Here is a 19695-nt window from a genome sequence, read left to right on the forward strand (position 1 = left end):
GCGCCCCGCTCAATCCCGGGTCAGCTGCTCCAGCAGCATCCCCGCCACAAACGCCAAGCCGACCGTAATGACCGGATGCTGACGCACGGAGCCGCTCGCCTGCTCCGAGACATTCGCGTGCAAGTTCTTCAATTGTTCAGTGCGTTTGTCGAACTGCGTGAGCGCCGTGGAAAGGACGCTCGCGAGCCGGTCGATCCCCTCGGCGGTCGCGTCTTTCACGCGCTGTGCGGTGTGGTCGATCTGCGGATGCAGCGTGGTGACGGTGGCACCGTTGGTGCCGTTCGCGCCGTTCGTGCCATTACTGCCGGGCGACTTCGGGTTCAGTTCGGTCATGTGGGCCTCCTGAGCTGGGTAACGTCACCTCGTGACAAGCAACCGCCATGCCCCGACGTTGCCAACGAACGTTGCGCGATGCCAAAAGAAAAGGGCCACGACTGTGGCCCTCGACACGGTGAGGAACTGCGCGGCTAGCCGACCGTCACCACGGTCTTGCGCACGGCCCAGATTTCAGCCTGCAGGGCCAGTGCGGCGAGTGCCTGCAGACTGTTCTGCGGCAAAGCCTTGATCCGTTTGCGCCGATTGGCGGCACGCTGCTGACGCGCCGCGCGCACGCTTTGTTCATCGAGTTGCCACGCCTTGCGGGTGGTCTCGAGGATGCGTTGCACTGCCGGATCGACAGGGATTCGACTACGCACGATGTTGGACTCCTTGCTTCTTTGCTTCTTTCAATGTCGCGGCGTACCCAAGGGCGGGTTTCGCGACGGACTCCACAATACGGGAGCTTCATGACAACTTCGATAACATCCGCTCCGAAAGGGTTGTCAGTGCATTCCCACAACGGGTTGGTCTCCTCCGTCCGGGGGACGGTTCCTAGGGAGTTTCCCGCGCTTGCGGCCCGGATCAGTTGATCCTAAGCAAGGGCGCCGATCGCGTACAATCTCGGCTGCCCCGGATTGACAACGCCGTTCGGGCAGTCCATCGGCCGCCGGGATGACCCGCCAGCCAGCGCACTTGCCACGTGCGCGACCCTCCGCATTTTTTCACTCCTTCCCTTTCGGTTTTTTGCCCGTGAGTACGCTGCAGCAGGAGATCCGGCGCCGCCGGACGTTCGCCATCATTGCCCACCCGGATGCGGGTAAAACCACGCTGACCGAGAAACTGCTGTGGTTCGGCGGCGCCATCCAGATGGCCGGCGCCGTGCGCGCACGCAAAGCCAACCGCCACGCCACCTCCGACTGGATGGAGATGGAAAAGCAGCGCGGCATCTCCGTCACGTCGTCGGTGATGCAATTCCCGTACCGAAACGAGGGCGGCGACTACATCGTCAACCTGCTCGACACCCCCGGCCACGAAGACTTCTCGGAAGACACGTACCGCACGCTCACGGCCGTCGACTCCGCCGTGATGGTGATCGACTCCGTCAACGGCGTGGAAGCGCAGACCATCAAGCTGCTCAACGTCTGCCGGCTGCGCAGCACGCCCATCCTCACGTTCATCAACAAGCTCGACCGCGAAGGCCGTGCGCCCATCGAGCTGCTCGATGAAATCGAAAGCGTGCTGCAGATCCAGTGCGCCCCGATGACGTGGCCCATCGGCATGGGCAAGTCGTTCAAGGGCGTGTATCACCTGGTCAACGACACGGTGCAGCTGTTCGACCCGAACGCCGACAGCGAGAAGGGCGCCACCGCCGGCCTGATCCAAGGTCTGGACAACCCGGAGCTGGATCGCGTGCTGGGCTCGCAGGCGGAAGAACTGCGCATTGACATCGAACTCGTGCGCGGTGCATCGCACACGTTCGACAAAGAGGCGTTCCTGGCCGGCAAGCAATGCCCGGTGTATTTCGGTTCGGCAGTGAACAACTTCGGCGTGCAGTCGCTGCTCGATGCACTGGTCGACCAATCGCCCGAGCCGCTGGCGCGCCCCACCGAAACGCGCGAAGTCAAGCCGATGGAAGAGAAGTTCACCGGCTTCGTCTTCAAGATCCAGGCCAACATGGACCCGAAGCATCGTGACCGCATCGCGTTTGTGCGCGTGTGCTCGGGCCGCTTCGAGCGCGGCATGAAGCTGCTGCAGGTGTCGACCGGCAAGACGGTCGCCATCAACAACGCCATCACGTTCATGGCGCAGGACCGCAATACCACGGAAGAGGCCTTCGCCGGCGACATCATCGGCGTGCCCAACCACGGCACGATCCGCTTGGGTGATGCCTTCACGGAAGGCGAGGCGCTCAAGTTCACGGGTATCCCGTCGTTTGCGCCGGAGTTCTTCCGTCGCGCGCGCCTGAACAACCCGCTGCGCCTGAAGCAACTGCAGAAGGGTTTGCAGCAACTGGCCGAAGAAGGCGCCACGCAGATGTTCCGCCCGCTGGCATCGAACGACCTCGTGCTGGGCGCCGTGGGTATCCTGCAGTTCGACGTGGTTGCGCACCGCCTGGAGCACGAATACGGCGTCGATGCCATCTTCGAACCGCACGAATGCTCCACGGCCCGCTGGCTGCGCGGCAAGCAGGAAGATATCGACAAGCTGATCGACAAGGCCGGCCACAACGTGGCGCTGGATGGTGCCGGCGATTACGTGTACCTGGCGCCGAGCCAGGTCAATCTGCGCCTGACGCAGGAGCGCTTTCCGGACATCCAGTTCATGGAAACGCGGGAAATCGTCTGAGCGGCGATGGGCAAAAAGAAACGGGGCCATGTGCCCCGTTTTTTATTGACCTGTTCGGCGTGACACCGGGCAAACCGCTTCAAGCTGGCGGGCGCCGGTGTCGGCGTTCCGCGGTGAGAGCCGCAGAAGCTGCAGAGGCTGCGGGTCTGCGCCGGCCACTTTGACCGTGATCGGCTTGCCTGTATGGAACAACGCGTAGAAGCGCGCCCGCGGCTTCACGTCACCCACGGCATACGCTTCCATGTCGGACACTTCAAGGCGCGCCGGAATCGTTAAGCGCAGAGGGCCGGAAGCGAATTGGATGCGGAGGGCCGTTCCGTTTTGCCCCGGTTGCGCACTCGTGGATACCGCAACGTGGAGCCGCCCGTCCTCGCAGTTGGCGTAGAAGCTCAAGCCATCGGTTTCATAGCCGCCATACGTCAATGACTGTGCGACGTAGTACCAGCTTGCGAGTTCTTCTTCGGCGGTTCCCGTGGTGGCCGCCAACGCGGAGGTGGCGAACAAGGTGGCGATCGCGGCAATGGACAGGACGCGCAATTCGGGGCCTCTCACGAGCGATGAAATCCGGCGCGCAACGATGCCGGAATGCCGCTGAAAAGTCCATGGGGCAGACAATTCAAGGGCCGTCCCCGCGGCGTTGTCGCTGTATCCGCACCCGCACCGCGTCCAGGCCGGCGCCCGCATCCAACACGGCCTCTGCGGCAAACACACCCTGCGCCAGGCGCGCCAGAGCGCCGCCACCCGGCACCTCCACCGCCATGCTTGCGCCGCGTTCCAGCGCATGCCGCAGCGTGTCGTGCCACAACACCGGCCGCGCCATGTTCCACGCCAGGTCTTCGACGATGAGATTGGCACGGAACAGCGCACGCGCGCGGCTGCTGCTGACGTAGGTGATCTGTGGCGCGTGGGCGGTGGCCTTTGCCGCGGCGGCCGCAAGCTCGGCGGCTTGCGTGTCCAGCAACGGGCAGTGAGACGGCACCGCCATGCACAACCGCGTCGCTTTCGATGCGCCGTGGGACAGCGCACGCTCGGCGACCTGCGCGAGCGCTGCGTCGTTGCCGGCCACGACGATCTGCCGTTCCGCATTCACGTTGGCGACATAGGCCGGCGTGGCGGTCGCGTTGACTTGCGCAACGATGCCGCTGACCTCCGGTTCGGCGAGGCCGATGATGGCGACCATGCCGTAACCGCTTGGGTAAGCGTCTTCCATGAGCTGAGCCCGCAGGCGCACCAGGCGTAACGCATCGCTGAACTCGAGCACGCCCGCGACAACCGCCGCAGGCCACGCGCCAATGGACAGGCCCGCCACCATGTCCGGTCCTGCGTCGTGTCGAGTCAGCGTGCGGGCGACGGCCACGCCGGCAATCAAGAGACAAAGCTGTACGGCCACCGTCGACCGCAACGCCTCTGCGGTATCGAGCGTGAGCGGATCGACGCCGAGTACGTCGCCGGCTTCGGTCAACGTCTGCGCAACAGCCGGGTCATCAGGCAGCGCATGCAGCATGCCCGCGCGCTGGCTGCCCTGGCCGGGAAACATGAACAGGATGCTCATGCCGCGTCGCTCCATGGGTCTGCGACGAGCCGGGGGCCGTGGTCGGTCTTGAGCAACGTTTGATGCGGCGACGCCAGCCAGTCGCGTAACGCGAAGCCGCCGTAGCCGGTGTCGATCTGCAAATCGACGCGGCACTCGGTATCGCTCAACAGGCGGACGAGCTGATCGCGTTGCGCAGTCGACGGGGCACGCGGCATGCGCACAACGAGATCGAGATCGCTCTCCGCATGCAGCGCAGGCAGCCCGCTGGCGAGCGCAAAGCCGGCGCCGCCTGTCGGCCCCCACGCCCAGCCGAGTGCGTTGAGTCCTGGCGTCAGCGCGCGCAAGGTGCGCAGCGCCGCGAATGGCGCGTCGTGTGCGATGGAGGCCGCTTTGGTTGCCAGCGCCTCGGGCGAGACGACACGCGTGATGCTGTGGGCAGCTGCCGTCGCCGCGCAGCGTTCATGCCGTGCGCCACCGCGCAGGCCGACCGGGACGGAGCCATCGGTGCCGCGCGGTGCGCGTCGCACCACGACTGGCGCGCCTTGTCGGCAGGCCGTGATGGCCCAGTCCGGCAAGGGCGCGCCATCCGTCGCCACGGGTGTTTCAGACACCCACAGCAAATCGTGCGCGCGCAGCGGCGTGGGTGTCATCGCAGCAGCGCTTGTGTGGCCAGGAACAGGATCGACGGTCCGAGCAGGCAGCCGAGGCCTGTATGGAACGTCGCCACGAGCGAGCCGTACGGCACCAGCCGCCGATCCGTGGCGGCCAGGCCCGCCGACACCCCGCTGACCGTACCCGCCAATCCGCCGAACACCATGGCCGCGCGCGGGTTGTTCAGGCCGAGCGCCTTGGCCGCGAACGGCGTGCCGACCATCACCAGGATTGCCTTGACGAGGCCCGTCGCAATCGACAGCGCCATCACATCGGAGGTGGCGCCCAGCGCCGCACCAGTCACCGGCCCGACGATGTACGTGACCGCACCCGCGCCGATGGTGGTGACGCTCACCGGATCGGTGTAACCGAAGGCGTAGGCAACGCAGGCGCCGACAATGAACGGCAGTACCGTTCCCAGCAGCAGCGAGATGGCGCCGATCATGCCGGCCTTGCGTGCCTCGGTCACCTGCACTTCAAAGGCCGTCGCCACGATGGCGAAATCGCGCAGCATGGCGCCGCCCATCAGGCCGATCCCGCCGAACAGTTTCAGGTCTGCCAGGCCACGCTCGCCGCCGGTCTGCATGCCGCCCCAATAGGCAAGCACGAGCCCGATCATGATGGCGATGGCCGAGCCGTGCACGCGCCCGAACGTCAGCTTCTTGGACAACCACATCGACAGACCCATGACGATGCCGACCAGCGCGAACGCCGCGACCAGCCCGTTGTGCTGCAGAACTTTCTCTAGCATTGACAGCATGGTGCGGCTCCTTAGGCGCGGGCTTGTTCGGATTCAGGCAGTGGCGGCAGGGGTTGTCGGTTTTCTACCTTGCCTGTGCGGTTGATGACCGCGATGCACGCACCGCACACGATCACCGCGCCGATGGCACCGAGCAACGCAACGGGGCCGCCGCGCAGTGCCGTGACGACGTTCTGCGTGGCTGCCATGGCCACCACTACGGGGATGTACATCGCGCCCCAGAACGAGACGCCCGCCTCGGTGGCGGCGGGCATCAGGCCGCGCTTGTGCAGGTAGAGCCGCGCGAAGATCAGCAGCAGCATGGCGATGCCCACGCCGCCCACGTTGGCCTTCACGCCGATGGCCTGGCCGAGCAGGTCGCCCAGGAAGAGGCCGGCGATATGACAGAGCGCCAGCAGGGTTGTACCGTAGATGATCACGTCTTTGTCTCCTGAAGGAACGGCGATGGGTCGCCTGTTGTGGTGTTTGGGTGATCGAGGGTTGAGGACTGGTTGTTTTTGCGTTGATTGCGTTGACTGCGTTGGTGGTGCATTCCTTGTTTCATCCCCTGCCGGGGCTGACTTACTTTCTTTGTCTTGCCAAAGAAAGTAAGCAAAGAAAGGCGCGCCCGAGATGGCGAAAGACTCCTTGAATTTCTGTCGCAGGGAGGGAGAGGAGGCAAACTCGCTTCGCTCAAACAGCCTCCTCTCTTTTTCCTCCCTGCAACAGAAATTCAAGGCGCCATCTAGGGCAGGTACGGCCAAACCGTCGAGGCGCATGTGTTGGCGCCGCGATGTGTCTACGGTTCGTTATGCGCCTTCTGGCTGGGCGTTCCATTGCTCGCGCAGGCGTTTGCGGACTTCCGACGATGCGTTGCGCAGCGGTGCGCCCAGGCGGCTTTCCAGGCCGCGCGATGGGTCGGCTGTGATGTCGGCCAGTGCTGCGGCGAGTGCGGTCTGCACGGTGTCGACGTCGCTGGCGTCGGGCGCGTCGGCGGATCGCACCTTCAGCAGTTTCCACAGCAACCCGAGCGACGCGAAGCTGGCGATGTCGTATGCCATGGGCGGAATCTCTTGTGCGAGGCGTTCCAGGTCGGCGACGGAGCGCAGCGTTACGCGCGCGGCTGCGGCCTTGCCCATTGCGTGCACCATCACGTCGGCGTCGTCCAGGGCGAGCAGGCGGTTGGCCTGGTAGCCGTGCGCGAGCAATGCGCCCGACATGGCGCGGCCGACGATGAGGCCGATGACGGGGTGGCCGGCCAGGCGTGCGGCAGCGTAGGCGTCCGCCGCTGCAGCCAGCGCGAGGTGGATGCCGTAGGCCTCCTCGCGGCGGCCGTAGGCCTGGCTTGCCACATCGATGACGGCGACGATGGCACGCTTCTTTTCCTGCGCGGCATCTGCAGTCATGACATCGCGCACGGCACGCGCGAGCTGCCAGCCTTCGACGAGGCCGACTTCACCGTTGCGTGCGCGAGGGAAGCGGTTCTCGGCGTCGGGCACGACGGCGATGTAGCGCGCGGGCTGGCCCGCGAGCGCGGCATCGACGACTTGCAGCGTGCTGCCGTAACCCGGCACCGGTGTGCCGACGGCGAGCGCGCGCATCCAGGTTGCGCCGCGCGTGGAAAGTTCGTTCTGGCTCATGCGACGTCCTTTGCGTAGTGCGCGCGTACATCTTCTGCCGTGGCTTGGCGCGACGTGTCGACAGCGGCGAGTTGTGCGAGGTAGTGGTCGATCTGCTCGCTGCGCTGGCGCGCGGGTGCGCCGGCACGCAGCCACTCGATCACCTGCGCGCGGATCGTGACGGAATCGTCTTCGATGCAGACATCGGCCAAGCCGGTGGCGGCGCGTTGTTCGCCTCCGGTGAGGCTCCAGATGAAGGGACGATCGCGCGAGTCGTATTCGTCGATGCCGGCTTCCTGCTCGATGACCTGCGGGCCGTTCAGGCCGAGGCGCGCTTCACGCGTCATCAGCAGGTAGCTGCACAGGCCCGCGGCGATGCTCATGCCGCCAAAGCAGCCGACCACGCCTGCGGTGATGCCGATCACCGGCCCGTACTCGCGCAGCGCACGGATGCCGGCATGGATTTCAGCAATGGCGGCCAGGCCCAGGTTGGCTTCCTGCAGCCGCACGCCGCCCGTTTCGAAGACAATCACGGCGCGTGTGGGAATGCCGTTGCGGTTGTCTTCCACCGCCAGCTCCAGCGCGCCGGCAATCTTGGCGCCGGACACTTCGCCCATGCTGCCGCCCTGGAAGGCGCCCTCAATGGCGAGCACCACCGCGGGCTGCCCGCCCAGTGTGCCGCGCGCGACGACGACGCCATCATCGGCCTGCGTGACGATGCCCTGACGCGGTAGCCACGGCGAGGTCAATTGTTCGAACGGATCCAGCAGCTCTCGGAAGGTGCCGGGGTCGAGCAGCGCAATGGCGCGTCGGCGCGCATCACGTTCGATAAAGCTGTCGCGTTCAATCGGATTGCGTGACATGGCGTCTCCTTATGACTCGAGCGCGTTAAGCGATTCAAGCGCCTGCTCAAGCCGCAACCGCACCACGGCCGGTGTCGCGCCGAAGTCGTTGATGATGATCTTGGCCGCCGGCCACGCGTGCGAGCCGAACACACGCGCAAGCTGCGCCTGCCACGTCGCGCTCATGCCATTGACGGACGTGGTGATGGCCACGTCGATCTGGCCGGCGTTGCCCGGCGTCAACAACACTTCGAGGTCGCCCGAGCCGACCACGCCGGCGTATGCACGGCGCCCAGCGGGTGCGCCGCCGGTGAACTGAAAATCAAGCTGCTCCATGTTCGGTTTCCTGATGAGCGGATTCGATGTCGGACATTGCGTGTGGCGTTGCCGGCAGGCGATCAAGGAACAGCGCCGCGGCCAGCAGGTCGGCGGCGCCGCCCGGTGATACGTGCAGGGCCAGCATGTCGTGTTCGAGCGAGCGGAATGCGCGTCGGCCCTGCGGTGTTGCAAGGCCGCCTTCTGCACGCACGGCGGCCGCGCCCGCTTGCACAACGCGCAGTGCTTGGGCGCCGCCGCGTGCGAGCACGCAGGTGTCGTCCAGCGCGGCCATGACGGCGAGCAATGCATCCACGCGGGCGTGGTCTTCACGGATGCCGGCCGCACGCGCTTCGCGCAGCGCAGGTAGCGCCACCTTGATCACGTGCGGGAAGCCGGCGCAGGCCTGGCCCTTGGCACCGCCGACGCCGTAGTCGTTGCAGGCGCGCTCGCCTTTGTGGCCAGTCGAGACGGGGGCAAAGCGGTCGGGAATGTTTGCCAGGCGCGCGGCGCGGCCCGCAACTGCGGCTGCGCTCAATGCATGCGGCGCTTGTGCGGCTGCCGTGACCAGCAGACCAAGCGCCCAGATGGCGCCGCGGTGCGTGTTGACGCCGCCGGTGGCCTCGAGCATGGCCGCTTCGCCTTCGCGCCCCAGGCGGCCGATGCGCTCGCGCAGGGCGAGTTGTGCACCGGCCTGCATTTCGATTTGCGCGCCGGCCAGCGCCATGGCTTCAAACGCGGGGCGCAGCGTCTGCGCGGAATGCACCATCAGCGTCCAGTCCAGATCGTGATGCGCGCCGTTGCCGCGCACATCCACCAGGCCGGGTTTGGGCGACAGCGTCACCTCGTCGATGAGGGCAGATTCGACCAGCGCGGCCAATCGCTTCGCGCGTGCTTTCGGGCTGGCCGGCAGGGGCCGTTGCAATGTCTTTTCCATTACCAGCTCCGGAAGCGTGCGGGCGGGTCGTACAGGCCGCCGGACCATTCGACCAGGTCGGCGATGCTCTTGGCGGCGAGCAGCTCGCGGCTGGCATCGCTGCGGCGCACGTCGAGGTCTTCGGGCAGCGCGATCAGGCCGTCGCGGCGCATCTGTTCGGTCTTGGATGGGTCATGCCGCAGGCCGATCGACGTGACACCCGCCACCGCCGCAATCATGGCGCGCCGCTCTTCCAGCGAACGTGCCTTGTAGAGATACGCAATGCCGTCTTCGGTCAGCAGGTGGGTGACGTCGTCGCCGTAGATCATGATGGGCGCGAGCGGCATGCCGCTTTGCTTCGCCACGGCCACTGCATCCAGCGTGTCGACAAAGGTGGGCTTGCCGCCTTCCTGGAACGTTTCGACCATCTGTACGACGAGCTTCTTGCCGCGCTCGAGCATCGTCACCGGTTCGGTCATGTCGAGCCACGCGGGCGTGGCGTGACGGCGGCCGCGCGGGTCGTGGCCCATGTTGGGCGCGCCGCCAAAGCCGGCCAGCCGCCCGCGCGTGACGGTGGACGAATGCCCGTCGCCATCCACCTGCAGCGTCGCGCCAATGAAGAGGTCCACCGCATATTGGCCGGCGAGCTGGCACAGCATGCGGTTCGAGCGCAGCGAGCCGTCACGCCCGGTGAAGAACACATCAGGACGCGCGGCCACGTAGCGCTCCATGCCCAGTTCGGTGCCGAAGCAGTGCACGCTTTCCACCCAGCCGGATTCGATGGCGGGGATCAGCGTCGGATGCGGATTCAGCGTCCAGTTGCGGCAGATCTTGCCCTTTAGGCCCAGGCGCTCGCCGTAGGTCGGCAGGATCAGCTCGATGGCGGCCGTGTTGAAGCCGATGCCGTGGTTGAGCGACTGCACGTTGTGCCGCTGGTAGATGCCGCGAATCGCCATCATCGCCATCAGCACGTGCACAGGCTTGATGAGGCGCGGGTCGCGCGTGAAGAGCGGCTCGATGTAGAACGGCTTGTCGGCCTGCACGATGAAGTCGACCCACGAGCCGGGAATGTCGACGCGCGGCAGGTCGGCCGGGTCATCGACGATCTCGTTGACCTGCACGATGACGATGCCGTCGGAAAACGCCGTGGGCTCGACCAGCGCGGGCGTGTCTTCGGTGCTCGGGCCGGTGTAGATGTTGCCGTCGCGATCGGCCTTGAAGCCGGCCACCAGCGACACATTCGGAATCAGATCCACCACCAGCCGTGCATACAGCTCGATGTAGGTGTGGATGGCGCCCACTTCCAGCAGCCCGTCGGCCAGCAACTGGCTGATGCGCAGGCTCTGCGGCCCCGCAAACGAGAAGTCGAGTTTGTGCGCGATGCCGGCTTCGAAAATGTCGAGGTGTTCGGCGCGGCTCACGCTCGGCATGATCATGTGCAGATCGTGCAGGCGCTCCGGGTTCACCTTGGCGAGTGAGCGCGAGAGGAAATCCGCCTGTTTCTGGTTGTTGCCTTCCAGCACGACGCGGTCGCCTGGGGCGAGCAGCGCTTCGAGTGCGGCGACGATGTCGCCGGTGGGAATGACCTTGCCGTTGGCAATGCGGCGCGCTGCAGTCAGGTGGCGTTCTTTTTCGTCGCGCCGCCGGCGCCATTGCGGCGGGATGGGTGCGTGGACCCCGTTTGCCGATTGGTTGGGCATCGGTTGCATTGGGTGGCGTCTCCAGCCTTGATTGATTTGATGCCCTGTACCGTAGGCTGTAAAAAGGTGCACTTCAATCAACCTAGGCGCGATTTCATTAACTTGAAGTTAATGAAACAATGGCCGATTCTGATAGCAGCGCGCCTGCAGAACGCGCTCGGAGGAGCCCCTGCCATGGCAATCGATGAAGACATCACCCTGAAGAAGCTGGAGGTCTTCCAGTCGTTCATGACGCTGGGCAACATGGCCCGCGTGTCGGAGGCGCTGGGGCAAAGCACGGTGAGCGTGCACCGCGCGCTGCATTCGCTGGAAGAGGGTTTGCGCTGCCCGCTGTTCAAACGCGATGGGCGCAAGCTGATTCCGCTGTCGACCGCCTACGTGTTTGCCGAACACGTGGAGCGCATCCTGGCCGAGTGCGAAGCCGGTGTGCGCCGCACGCGCGAAGCTGCGGGCTTTTCGTCAACGACGCTGAAGATCGGCGGGCTCTATTCGATGACGGTGGGCACGTTGCCGCGCATCTTTGCAGGCCTGAAAACGCGCCGCTCCGCACTCGACATCGAACTCACCCTCGGCTCGAACCGCAGCCTGCTCGCCAAGCTGGAAGACGGGCAACTCGACGCCATCGTCATCGCGCTGGGCGAGCCGCTGCGCAATCCCGATCTGCTGACCGTGCCGATGTTCGACGATGAGATTCTGTTTGCCGCACCGCTCGCCTCGCCGTACGCAGCATCGGCCGAGATCGATCTGCAAACCGTGCGCAGCGAAAAGTTCGTCGCACTCGGCGACGACTTTGCGACGTACCACGACTTCATGGCGGCGTTCGACAAGGCCGGCTTTGCCCCGCAGATCGCGCTGCGCGTGGGCGACATCTTCTCGCTCATGAACCTCGTGAGCGGCGGTATCGGGTATGCGCTGCTGCCGCGCCGTGTGGCCGATTTCAGCCCCAAGGTGCAGCTGATTCCGCTGGCCGCGCGCTATGCGATCAGCCAGCACATCGTGCTGGTGATGCAGCGCAATCGGGAACGCGATCCGAATCTGTTGGCGCTGTCGGCGGAGTGTCGGTTGTTGGGGGCGAGATAGCGCCGGTGTAAGGGCGGGCGAGCCCAGACAAGCCCCGGCGCCGACGCTGCAACATCGGCACCCGCAGGCGGGATGCGCCTGGGTCGCCCATCAAGTCAGCGTTGTTGCTTGGCGTGTTCCGGCGTATCTGTCGCGCTTGTAGCGCACGCGTTGCCGGCAGCGTTGCGGTTGAACACCGCGCGTGAACGGGTGACGTGAGAGATCGAGCGGGTCACGGCATTCCTCTTCATGTGATGAACGGAAGCGCGCCCAACCCTTGGGAGGGGTGGGCGAGCACAGGCAGGTTTGGAACACCGAGACATAACGATCGGCACGGCCGAAGCCGTACAAGCCTGGCTCGCCCAATGAGGGAGACGAAGCCAAGCCATAGCGGTTGAGGACAAGCACCTATGCTCGGCGCTTGCCCGTTATGTCCGAGGGTTCCAAGCCTCGATCGCTTTCTCTATGGCACGGAAAACGATGGCGCAGAGTGTACCGATGGCTGCTTCGTCTGAGCAGGGGCGAAACTATAAATCAGAATTCGCCTACGTTCGGCCGACGCATGGCCGACTTGCCGGCGTTATTGCCTATTGCCGCAGACCAAACAACCCCTGCCAGAACGACTCGAACGCACGCCGCGGCGATGCAGACTCGTCGACTTTGGAAGCGGGTGCGTCTTCAGGTGTCGGCGCAGGCTGTGCGTCGGACACCTCCGTTGCAGGTTCGGGCGAGCGCCGTGCTTCCTGCAAGGCCCACACGCTGTCGGCAATGCGCGCGGCGAGTTCTGCATCGCAATCCCTGCCGAGCAGCACGCCGAACAGGACGTCGCGATTGTGGCCGGCGTCGGCAAAGCGCATCGCGATCGCCACCATTTTTTCGTAGTGTTCCTGCGCGAGGCGTTCGCGCTCGCGTTGCGCTTCTCGCTCCTGTGCTTCGTGTGCCTCACGCTCCGCTTGCCAGCGTTGCATTTCCTGCGCGAAGACCTCGTCGTAGACGCGCCGCTGCTCAGCGTCGGAGAGGATGGCGTAGGCCTCGCGGATTTCCTGGAACGCCGCATAGGCCTCGGCTTCGCGGCCGGGGTTGCGATCGGGGTGCCACTTCATTGCGGCGCGGCGGTAAGCGCGCTTGATTTCGTCCAGGGTCGCGTCCGGCTGCACGCCGAGGGTCGCGTAGATGGTCGTCATGTGCGGTGTGGCGGCTGCCGGGGGGAGGGTCATCCTAGCATGGGTATGTGGACACTTTTGCGGGCCAATGTCGCGCATCAACACGCGTCGTTGAGCGCGCTTGCATCGACGGACTCTGAAGCGTATAGTTAGCCAAATGGATAACAATGGAATTGCGCTAGACGCGGTATTTCACGCGCTTTCGGACCCAACGCGCAGGGCGGTTATTCAACGGCTCGGCGAAGGGCCCGCGACGGTCAGTGAACTGGCAGGGCCATTCGACATGGCGCTGCCGTCGTTCATGAAGCACATGCGGGTGCTGGAAGGCGTCGGGCTGGTCCGCTCGGAAAAGAGCGGCCGAATCCGGACGTGCATGCTCGAGCGCAAGAAGCTGGCCGCTGCCGAGCGCTGGTTTGAGCAACAGCACGCGATCTGGGCAAGCAGGTACGGCAATCTGGACAACCTCTTAGAGAAACTCCAAGGAGAAGGCAATGAAGGCTGATCTTCGGTTTGATTTCGTGGTCGACATGCAAAAGAGCAGCCTCACGGTGAGGCGAGAGTTCGCGGCGAAGCGCCAGCTTGTGTGGGATTGCCATACGAAGCGCGAACTGCTCGATCAGTGGTTTGCGCCCAAGCCGCTGACCACCAAGACCAAGCATATGGAATTCAAAGAGGGTGGCTACTGGCACTACGCCATGATCACCCCCGATGGACAGTCGTTCTGGAGCCGTCAGGACTATCAGAAGATCAACCCGATCGACGGCTATTCGGTCCTTGATGCCTTTTCTGATGAAGACGGCGCCGTGAATCCGGATCTGCCCCGCGCCCGCTGGGAAGTCACCTTTGCCGATGCGAACGAACGCACCCTCGTGACGACCGTGGTGTTGTACAACTCGCCGGAGGATGTGCAGAAGGTCATCGACATGGGTATGAAGGACGGCATGACCTCCACCCTGGAGCGACTCGACGAACTGCTGCTGACCTTGGCCGAGCGCGACGCGCTGGCCTAAGACCGCGCTCGCAGATGAAGACGCCCCGACCTGTTCGGGGCGTTTTGCGTTGGGTATGCGGCGCTGCGCTTCAGGTGACGGTCAGCGTTCCATTCATCGTCTCGTGGCCCGAGCCGCAGAAGATGTCGCACAGGAAATCGAACGTGCCGGTCTTGTCGGGTGTGAGCGCCAGCCGCACGGTCTGCCCCGGCACCACATCGGCCCGTACGTTGAAATCCGGAATCGAAAAACCCATCAGGATGTCCTGCCCGGTCAGTTCGAACACGACCGGCACGCCGCGCTTGAGCGTGATCTTGTCGGGCGTGAACGTGAACTTGCGCGCGTGCACGCGGATGACCACCGGGCCCTCGCCGTGCGCAATGCAGGCGAGGGCTGCGCCTGCCGCGAGCACGGTGAACTGACGCAGCGCCAGGCGGCGCTTGGGGTTGTGTGCGATGAAGGCGCGCATGTCAGGTGGTCTCCGGGGTTTTGGTGGCGGTGGCTTCGCTGGTGGGTTGGATCGGCTGCTCGGCCAGCGCCCAGGTGGCGGCGTCCTGCTTGCCGTGCTCCGCGATGGTGCGCCAGCCCAGGCCGCGATACGGGGCGGCGGCATCCCAAGGGATCGGGTTGCGTTTTGCCTGCGAGCCCGGCGCGGGCGGTGCGGGCAGCGGGAACATCAGCGAGCGCGCTGAGTGGTGCGCGATGTGCCCGGTCATGTGGTGATGCTCCTGGTGGATGTGGCCGTAGAACACCGTCACGTTGGGGTGCGGCATCAGCAAGTCGATGACCTGCTGGCCGTCGCGCGTGGCCCAATCCCATTGCGGGTACAGATCGAACAGCGGCCGGTGCGTGAACACGACGATGGGCGTGTGCGCCGGCACGGAGCGCACATCCGCCGCCAGCCACGCGAGCTGTGCATCGCCCACGCGCGCGGACGGGTCCGACACGTTGTCGATGGAGATGAAGTGCACGCCCTTGTGATCGAACGAATAATGCGTGCGGCCGAAGAGTTCGATATAGGCCTCGCCGTTGTCGAGCGAGGCGTCGTGCTCGCCCGGCATGTAATGCACCACCGGCACCTTGATCCGCGCGGCAATGTCGCGAAACTCGGCCAGACGCTTGCGGCGCTCGGCGGGGTCGTCGCTGATGTGGCTGAGGTCGCCCGTGAAGATGACGAAATCCGGCGCCGGCGACAGGGCGTTGACCGCCGCAATCGCCTTGGGCAGCGTGCCTTGCGAATCCGGGTTGGAGGCGCCCTTGAAGCCCCAGTGCGTATCGGATAACTGCACGAAATAGAAATCATCTGGCTTGGCGCCGGCGGCGCGCGTGGTGGCCGCCATCGCTTGCCAGCCGGGCAGGCCGGATGCGTACACCAGACCGCCGACCGCGGCCAGTTGCAGGAACTGGCGTCGTCCGGGTTGCTTGCTCATGGGTGTCCCCTGCAATAGATGGCTGAGTTTGGGAAACGGGCCCAGCGCGATGGAATTGGAAATGGAGAAGCGCCGGTCCTGCCTGTCATACCGGCCGGCGTGCGCGCGTATTCCACGAGATTCGCGTTTTCACAAAATTTCTTCGGGGCGGGAATAAACTGGATTGCACCCAGGTATACGGAGGTCAACCGCCTCCAGGCCGCCATGCCCGACCTGCCCGACTTGCCGGACCCCACGCCCGATCTGCCCACCGATGCGCAGCGCTTTGCGCAGGCGGTGTTGCCGCATGTCGATGCTGCCTACAACCTGGCGCGCTGGCTTTCGGGCGACGCGCAAGACGCCGACGACATCGTCCAGGAAGCCTGCCTGCGCGCATTCCGGCTGTTCGGCGGGTTTCGCGGCGGCGATGGCCGCCCGTGGCTGCTCGCCATCGTGCGCAACACGTGGTTCTCGGAGTGCGCGCGCCGCAAGCAGGCGCCAGCCCAGCCGTGGGACGACGATGCAGCAGCAGGACAGGCGCACGACGACAGCGCCAGCTACGGCATCGACCCTGCCGCGCTGCTCGCCCGCATCGACGATGTGCGCCGCGTCCATGTCGCGCTGGCGCAATTGCCGGTGCCGTATCGCGAGGTGCTTGTTCTGCGTGAACTGGAAGACCTGCCGTACCGCGACATTGCCGCCGTGGTCGATGCGCCCATCGGCACGGTCATGTCGCGGCTGGCACGTGCGCGGCAGCAGCTCGCACGCTTATTGACGGAAGACACCGCGCCACCGCGCACCAATGTGACGCCCATCCGCGCATCGGGCGGCATGGGAAACAGCACCAAGGAGGCCCGCCATGAACTGTGACGACATCCGCGCGCTGCTGGCCGCCCGCGCCGATGGCGAACTCGGTGCGGCCGACAGCCTGCGCATGGAAGCGCATCTGGGCACGTGTGCCGCTTGCACCGACATCGCAGCGCGCCACGATGGCGTGGTGCGAGCGCTGCGCCAGGGGCTGCGTGCGCCGGCGCTGTACATGAAGGCGCCGGCGGGTTTGAACGAGCGGGTGTTGCGCGCCGTGCAGGCCGAAGCCGGTGCGCGGCCCGAACCCGCTGCCACGCGCGCGCCGCGCCGGGCGGAATCGTCACGGCAGCGGCTGGCCCACTGGCTGATCACGCCATCGCTTGGGCTGGGCCTGGGGGCGGGCGCGCTGGCGGCGGTGGCGCTCGGGGTGGGCGTTCTCGTCGGGCGGCCCGATACCGAGGCGCTCACCGCGCACGACATCACGGCCAGCCATGTGCGGGCGCTGCTGGGTGCGCGCGAGACTGATGTCCTGTCATCGGATCGTCATACCGTCAAGCCGTGGTTCAACGGTCGCATCGACTACGCGCCGCCCGTCACCGACCTTGCCGCACGCGGTTTCCCGCTGATCGGTGGACGGCTCGATTACATCGACGGGCGTCCGGTTGCGGTGCTGGTCTACCGCGCGTCGCAGCATCCCGTCGACTTGTACGTACGCCCCGAGGCCGGCAGCGACACCGAGCCGGCGGTGCGTACCGAACGCGGCTATCAGCTCGTCGTCTGGCGCAGCGCCGGCATGGGCTACTGGGCCATCACCGATGCGTCTGCGGACGTGGCGCAAGCGTTTGCGCTGGCCGTGCGCGGGGGGTGAGGCCAGACACCGGGCGGCACGCGTGTGCGCGCGGGTGCTCAACAGGTCGTGCTTTGATGTTGACAGGGCACGGGCTTACCCTCGTATTGGCGCCAAATCACAAAGGTTTCGGTTCCGGTGACCGATACGTTCCTTTACCATTCTCAACAGTTCTGTATGGCGGCTTTGCGCCGCTTCCACGCGTTTCTCGCTGCTGTCTTCTCTTTTGGCTTCTTGTAGGTTTCAAACATGGTCTCTGCGACGCCCCGCATCAGCAACGCAACCCTGTCAGGCATGCTTCGCGGCGGCCGCTTCTCGCTTGGCAACCGCATCGTCTTCAGCTTCGGTGTGCTGTTCGTGCTGATGGTGATCATGGCGGTGGTTTCCTACGCGCGTTTGCGTGCGATCGATCAGGAAGCCCTGAGCCTCGAGCGTGATTCCGTTCCGGGGCTGTATCTGTCGACATCGCTGCGGGCGACCACGCGCAACAGCCACGCGATGCTGGAGCGCGCGCTGTTTGTGGATGACACCCCCGAGCTTGCCAATCGCGATTTCGAGCGCGCCGCACAAATCGTGCGTGACCTCGACAAACACTCGGCCGACTACGAAAGCACCATCTACCGCGACGACGACCGCCAGCGCTTCCGCGTCTATCGGGCAGCCGTCGACAAGTACCTGCCGATGTTCAACGAGGCGATGCAGCTCGCCCGTACGTCCAAGCCGGCAGCGCAGGCCGTCGCCAAGCGCGCCGTGCCGGTCTGGGAGGAAGCCACGGTGCTGGCCGACAAGCTCGTTGCCGACAACCGGGCCGTGGCCGATGAGTCGGCCCGCCAGATCCGTGCGTCCGTGCAAAGCACCGAGGTGACGCTGGCCGTGGCGCTGGGCGTGGTGCTGCTTGCCGCGCTGGTGCTGGGCTATGCGCTGTTCAAGGCCATCACGGTGCCGATGGCGCGTGTGGTGGATGCGCACGACGACATGCGCACCGGCGACCTGTCCGGCCGGCTCGACCTGCGCCGCAACGATGAATTCGGCACGCTGGAAGAAGGCTTCAACCGCATGGCTGAAGAGCTGGCGAGCCTGGTATCGCAAGCGCAGAAGTCTTCGCTGCAGGTGACGACGTCCGTGGCCGAGATTGCCGCGACCTCCAAGGAACAGCAGGCCACCGCCGCCGAAACGGCCGCGACCACCACCGAGATCGGCGCCACGTCGCGCGAGATCTTTGCCACCTCCCGCGACCTGCTGCGCACCATGAACGAGGTGTCGAGCGTGGCCGAGCAGTCGGCCACCCTGGCCGGCGCCAGCCAGAGCGGCCTGACCCGCATGGAAGACACCATGCGCGGCGTGATGGAAGCGGCGGGTTCGGTCAACGCCAAGCTGGCCATCCTCAACGAGAAGGCGACCAACATCAACCAGGTGGTCTCCACCATCACCAAGGTGGCCGACCAGACCAACCTGCTGTCGCTCAACGCCGCCATCGAGGCCGAGAAGGCCGGCGAGTACGGCCGCGGCTTTGCGGTGGTCGCCACGGAAATCCGCCGGTTGGCCGACCAGACGGCGGTGGCCACGTACGACATCGAACAGACGGTCAAGGAAATCCAATCGGCCGTATCCGCCGGCGTGATGGGCATGGACAAGTTCTCGGAAGAGGTGCGGCGCGGCATGCGCGACGTGCAGCAGGTCGGCACGCAGCTCTCGCAGATCATTACCGAAGTACAGACGCTCGCCCCGCGCTTCCAGATGGTGAACGAAGGCATGCAGACGCAGGCCACCGGCGCCGAGCAGATTACGCAGGCGCTGTCGCAGCTGTCGGAAGCCGCACAGCAGACGGCGGAATCGCTGCGCCAGTCGTCGCAGGCCATTGATGACCTGACGCTGGTGGCCAACCAGCTTCGTACCGGCGTGTCGCGTTTCAAGATCGAAGCCTGATCCGACGCGCGTGCGCATTGAGGTGTTTTTGCCGTAGCGAGAATCGCCATGCTTTACCTCCTGTTCCAACTCGATGGCGACCGCTATGCGCTGAACGTGGCGCAGATTGCTGAAGTGCTGCCGCTGGCCGCCACCAAGTCGATTCCCGGTGCGCCTGCGTGGGTGGCGGGCGTGATCGAGCGGCATGGCTCGCCTGTGCCGGTGATCGACTTGCCGCAACTTGCGTTGGGCCGCCCGGCGCGGCCGCTGCGCTCCACGCGTCTGGCGCTGGTGCGCTATGAAGCCGATGTCCGGGGTGATGACGCACCGCTCCTCGGCCTGATGCTCGAGCATGCAACGCACACACGCCGCATCGACGATGCGCGCTTTGCCGACAGCGGTGTCGCGACGCCCAACGCACGCTGGCTCGGCCCCGTGGCAAGCCTGGACGACGGTTTCGTGCAACGCGTGGATACCGAGGCGATGCTGGACGCGGACGTGCGTGCGCTGCTGTTTCCAGCGGCCGTCGGCTGAGC

23 protein-coding genes are annotated in these 19695 nt (G+C 65.4%); 8 read left to right on the forward strand and 15 right to left on the reverse strand.

The window, feature by feature from the left end:
• Window positions 1-9 precede the first annotated feature (9 nt).
• Window positions 10-333, reverse strand: coding sequence for a hypothetical protein (locus tag ABIC76_RS04905; protein WP_102065640.1), 324 nt, complete (start codon window positions 331-333; stop codon window positions 10-12).
• Between the two features lie 134 nt (window positions 334-467).
• Window positions 468-695, reverse strand: a complete 228-nt coding sequence (locus ABIC76_RS04910) for a hypothetical protein (protein ID WP_102065639.1) — start codon at window positions 693-695, stop codon at window positions 468-470.
• A 373-nt stretch (window positions 696-1068) separates the two neighbouring features.
• Between ABIC76_RS04910 and ABIC76_RS04915 the strand changes: the two genes are divergently transcribed.
• Window positions 1069-2664, forward strand: a complete 1596-nt coding sequence (locus tag ABIC76_RS04915; protein ID WP_004632461.1) for a peptide chain release factor 3 — start codon at window positions 1069-1071, stop codon at window positions 2662-2664.
• Between the two features lie 42 nt (window positions 2665-2706).
• Here ABIC76_RS04915 and ABIC76_RS04920 read toward each other — a convergent pair whose 3' ends face one another.
• The 10 genes from ABIC76_RS04920 to mdcA all read right to left on the reverse strand — a co-directional run bounded on the left by ABIC76_RS04920 (window position 2707) and on the right by mdcA (window position 10989).
• Window positions 2707-3201, reverse strand: coding sequence for a hypothetical protein (locus ABIC76_RS04920; protein WP_354533159.1), 495 nt, complete (start codon window positions 3199-3201; stop codon window positions 2707-2709).
• A 79-nt stretch (window positions 3202-3280) separates the two neighbouring features.
• A complete protein-coding gene (gene mdcH / locus ABIC76_RS04925) occupies window positions 3281-4216 on the reverse strand; it encodes a malonate decarboxylase subunit epsilon (RefSeq protein WP_354533160.1) in 936 nt (311 codons plus the stop codon).
• Window positions 4213-4848, reverse strand: a complete 636-nt coding sequence (locus ABIC76_RS04930) for a malonate decarboxylase holo-ACP synthase (RefSeq protein WP_354533161.1) — start codon at window positions 4846-4848, stop codon at window positions 4213-4215. Before ABIC76_RS04930 ends, mdcH begins: the two co-directional genes overlap by 4 nt.
• Window positions 4845-5609, reverse strand: a complete 765-nt coding sequence (gene madM / locus ABIC76_RS04935; RefSeq protein WP_354533162.1) for a malonate transporter subunit MadM — start codon at window positions 5607-5609, stop codon at window positions 4845-4847. The genes ABIC76_RS04930 and madM overlap by 4 nt, the downstream gene beginning before the upstream one ends.
• 11 nt (window positions 5610-5620) lie before the next feature.
• The gene (madL, locus tag ABIC76_RS04940; RefSeq protein ID WP_354533163.1) at window positions 5621-6028 is read right to left on the reverse strand and encodes a malonate transporter subunit MadL; all 408 of its coding nucleotides are present in this window, start codon (window positions 6026-6028) and stop codon (window positions 5621-5623) included.
• Window positions 6029-6397: 369 nt separating this feature from the next.
• The gene (gene mdcE, locus ABIC76_RS04945) at window positions 6398-7228 is read right to left on the reverse strand and encodes a biotin-independent malonate decarboxylase subunit gamma (RefSeq protein ID WP_354533164.1); all 831 of its coding nucleotides are present in this window, start codon (window positions 7226-7228) and stop codon (window positions 6398-6400) included.
• Window positions 7225-8070, reverse strand: coding sequence for a biotin-independent malonate decarboxylase subunit beta (locus ABIC76_RS04950; RefSeq protein ID WP_206273831.1), 846 nt, complete (start codon window positions 8068-8070; stop codon window positions 7225-7227). The genes mdcE and ABIC76_RS04950 overlap by 4 nt, the downstream gene beginning before the upstream one ends.
• Before the next feature lie 9 nt (window positions 8071-8079).
• The gene (locus ABIC76_RS04955; RefSeq protein WP_354533165.1) at window positions 8080-8385 is read right to left on the reverse strand and encodes a malonate decarboxylase subunit delta; all 306 of its coding nucleotides are present in this window, start codon (window positions 8383-8385) and stop codon (window positions 8080-8082) included.
• Window positions 8372-9301 carry a triphosphoribosyl-dephospho-CoA synthase gene (locus tag ABIC76_RS04960; protein WP_354533166.1) on the reverse strand — a complete coding sequence of 310 codons (930 nt, stop codon included), beginning with the start codon at window positions 9299-9301 and terminating at the stop codon, window positions 8372-8374. Before ABIC76_RS04960 ends, ABIC76_RS04955 begins: the two co-directional genes overlap by 14 nt.
• Entirely contained in the window at window positions 9301-10989 is a 1689-nt protein-coding gene (gene mdcA, locus ABIC76_RS04965) for a malonate decarboxylase subunit alpha (protein WP_354533167.1), read from the reverse strand. Before mdcA ends, ABIC76_RS04960 begins: the two co-directional genes overlap by 1 nt.
• 165 nt (window positions 10990-11154) lie before the next feature.
• On the opposite strand from mdcA, the gene ABIC76_RS04970 reads away from it, so the two are divergent.
• Window positions 11155-12060 (forward strand): LysR substrate-binding domain-containing protein, encoded by a 906-nt coding sequence (locus ABIC76_RS04970; protein ID WP_102065627.1) that lies wholly within the window; start codon window positions 11155-11157, stop codon window positions 12058-12060.
• Between the two features lie 566 nt (window positions 12061-12626).
• On the opposite strand, the gene ABIC76_RS04975 is transcribed toward ABIC76_RS04970, so the two are convergent.
• Window positions 12627-13223 carry a J domain-containing protein gene (locus ABIC76_RS04975; RefSeq protein ID WP_354533547.1) on the reverse strand — a complete coding sequence of 199 codons (597 nt, stop codon included), beginning with the start codon at window positions 13221-13223 and terminating at the stop codon, window positions 12627-12629.
• Window positions 13224-13359: 136 nt separating this feature from the next.
• Here ABIC76_RS04975 and ABIC76_RS04980 point away from each other — a divergent pair, with 136 nt between their 5' ends.
• Window positions 13360-13704, forward strand: a complete 345-nt coding sequence (locus ABIC76_RS04980) for an ArsR/SmtB family transcription factor (protein ID WP_102065625.1) — start codon at window positions 13360-13362, stop codon at window positions 13702-13704.
• Window positions 13694-14212 (forward strand): SRPBCC family protein, encoded by a 519-nt coding sequence (locus tag ABIC76_RS04985; RefSeq protein WP_102065624.1) that lies wholly within the window; start codon window positions 13694-13696, stop codon window positions 14210-14212. The genes ABIC76_RS04980 and ABIC76_RS04985 overlap by 11 nt, the downstream gene beginning before the upstream one ends.
• Window positions 14213-14282: 70 nt before the next feature.
• On the opposite strand, the gene ABIC76_RS04990 is transcribed toward ABIC76_RS04985, so the two are convergent.
• The gene (locus tag ABIC76_RS04990) at window positions 14283-14660 is read right to left on the reverse strand and encodes a cupredoxin domain-containing protein (protein WP_102065623.1); all 378 of its coding nucleotides are present in this window, start codon (window positions 14658-14660) and stop codon (window positions 14283-14285) included.
• A gap of 1 nt (window position 14661) precedes the next feature.
• Window positions 14662-15621, reverse strand: a complete 960-nt coding sequence (locus ABIC76_RS04995) for a metallophosphoesterase family protein (protein ID WP_354533168.1) — start codon at window positions 15619-15621, stop codon at window positions 14662-14664.
• Window positions 15622-15834: 213 nt separating this feature from the next.
• Between ABIC76_RS04995 and ABIC76_RS05000 the strand changes: the two genes are divergently transcribed.
• From ABIC76_RS05000 to ABIC76_RS05015, 4 genes are all read left to right on the forward strand, one after another.
• On the forward strand, window positions 15835-16470 hold the full coding sequence (locus tag ABIC76_RS05000) for an RNA polymerase sigma factor (protein WP_027679655.1): 636 nt from the start codon (window positions 15835-15837) through the stop codon (window positions 16468-16470).
• A complete protein-coding gene (locus ABIC76_RS05005; protein WP_354533169.1) occupies window positions 16460-17275 on the forward strand; it encodes an anti-sigma factor family protein in 816 nt (271 codons plus the stop codon). Before ABIC76_RS05000 ends, ABIC76_RS05005 begins: the two co-directional genes overlap by 11 nt.
• A gap of 228 nt (window positions 17276-17503) precedes the next feature.
• Entirely contained in the window at window positions 17504-19180 is a 1677-nt protein-coding gene (locus ABIC76_RS05010; RefSeq protein WP_354533170.1) for a methyl-accepting chemotaxis protein, read from the forward strand.
• 48 nt (window positions 19181-19228) lie between these two features.
• Entirely contained in the window at window positions 19229-19693 is a 465-nt protein-coding gene (locus ABIC76_RS05015) for a chemotaxis protein CheW (protein ID WP_102065619.1), read from the forward strand.
• The last annotated feature ends 2 nt before the right edge of the window (window positions 19694-19695 follow it).

The organism is Ralstonia sp. 1138 (assembly GCF_040544795.1).
Taxonomy (GTDB): domain Bacteria; phylum Pseudomonadota; class Gammaproteobacteria; order Burkholderiales; family Burkholderiaceae; genus Ralstonia; species Ralstonia flatus.

Coding starts and splice junctions, on each gene's coding strand:
- ABIC76_RS04905 (WP_102065640.1), bottom strand. CDS start 333: ATGACCGAACTGAACCCGAAGTCGCCCGGCAGTAATGGCACGAACGGC.
- mdcH (WP_354533160.1), bottom strand. CDS start 4,216: ATGAGCATCCTGTTCATGTTTCCCGGCCAGGGCAGCCAGCGCGCGGGC.
- ABIC76_RS04930 (WP_354533161.1), bottom strand. CDS start 4,848: ATGACACCCACGCCGCTGCGCGCGCACGATTTGCTGTGGGTGTCTGAA.
- madM (WP_354533162.1), bottom strand. CDS start 5,609: ATGCTGTCAATGCTAGAGAAAGTTCTGCAGCACAACGGGCTGGTCGCG.
- mdcE (WP_354533164.1), bottom strand. CDS start 7,228: ATGAGCCAGAACGAACTTTCCACGCGCGGCGCAACCTGGATGCGCGCG.
- ABIC76_RS04950 (WP_206273831.1), bottom strand. CDS start 8,070: ATGTCACGCAATCCGATTGAACGCGACAGCTTTATCGAACGTGATGCG.
- ABIC76_RS04955 (WP_354533165.1), bottom strand. CDS start 8,385: ATGGAGCAGCTTGATTTTCAGTTCACCGGCGGCGCACCCGCTGGGCGC.
- ABIC76_RS04960 (WP_354533166.1), bottom strand. CDS start 9,301: ATGGAAAAGACATTGCAACGGCCCCTGCCGGCCAGCCCGAAAGCACGC.
- mdcA (WP_354533167.1), bottom strand. CDS start 10,989: ATGCAACCGATGCCCAACCAATCGGCAAACGGGGTCCACGCACCCATC.
- ABIC76_RS04970 (WP_102065627.1), top strand. CDS start 11,155: ATGGCAATCGATGAAGACATCACCCTGAAGAAGCTGGAGGTCTTCCAG.
- ABIC76_RS04975 (WP_354533547.1), bottom strand. CDS start 13,223: ATGACGACCATCTACGCGACCCTCGGCGTGCAGCCGGACGCGACCCTG.
- ABIC76_RS04980 (WP_102065625.1), top strand. CDS start 13,360: ATGGATAACAATGGAATTGCGCTAGACGCGGTATTTCACGCGCTTTCG.
- ABIC76_RS04985 (WP_102065624.1), top strand. CDS start 13,694: ATGAAGGCTGATCTTCGGTTTGATTTCGTGGTCGACATGCAAAAGAGC.
- ABIC76_RS04990 (WP_102065623.1), bottom strand. CDS start 14,660: ATGCGCGCCTTCATCGCACACAACCCCAAGCGCCGCCTGGCGCTGCGT.
- ABIC76_RS04995 (WP_354533168.1), bottom strand. CDS start 15,621: ATGAGCAAGCAACCCGGACGACGCCAGTTCCTGCAACTGGCCGCGGTC.
- ABIC76_RS05005 (WP_354533169.1), top strand. CDS start 16,460: ATGAACTGTGACGACATCCGCGCGCTGCTGGCCGCCCGCGCCGATGGC.
- ABIC76_RS05010 (WP_354533170.1), top strand. CDS start 17,504: ATGGTCTCTGCGACGCCCCGCATCAGCAACGCAACCCTGTCAGGCATG.
- ABIC76_RS05015 (WP_102065619.1), top strand. CDS start 19,229: ATGCTTTACCTCCTGTTCCAACTCGATGGCGACCGCTATGCGCTGAAC.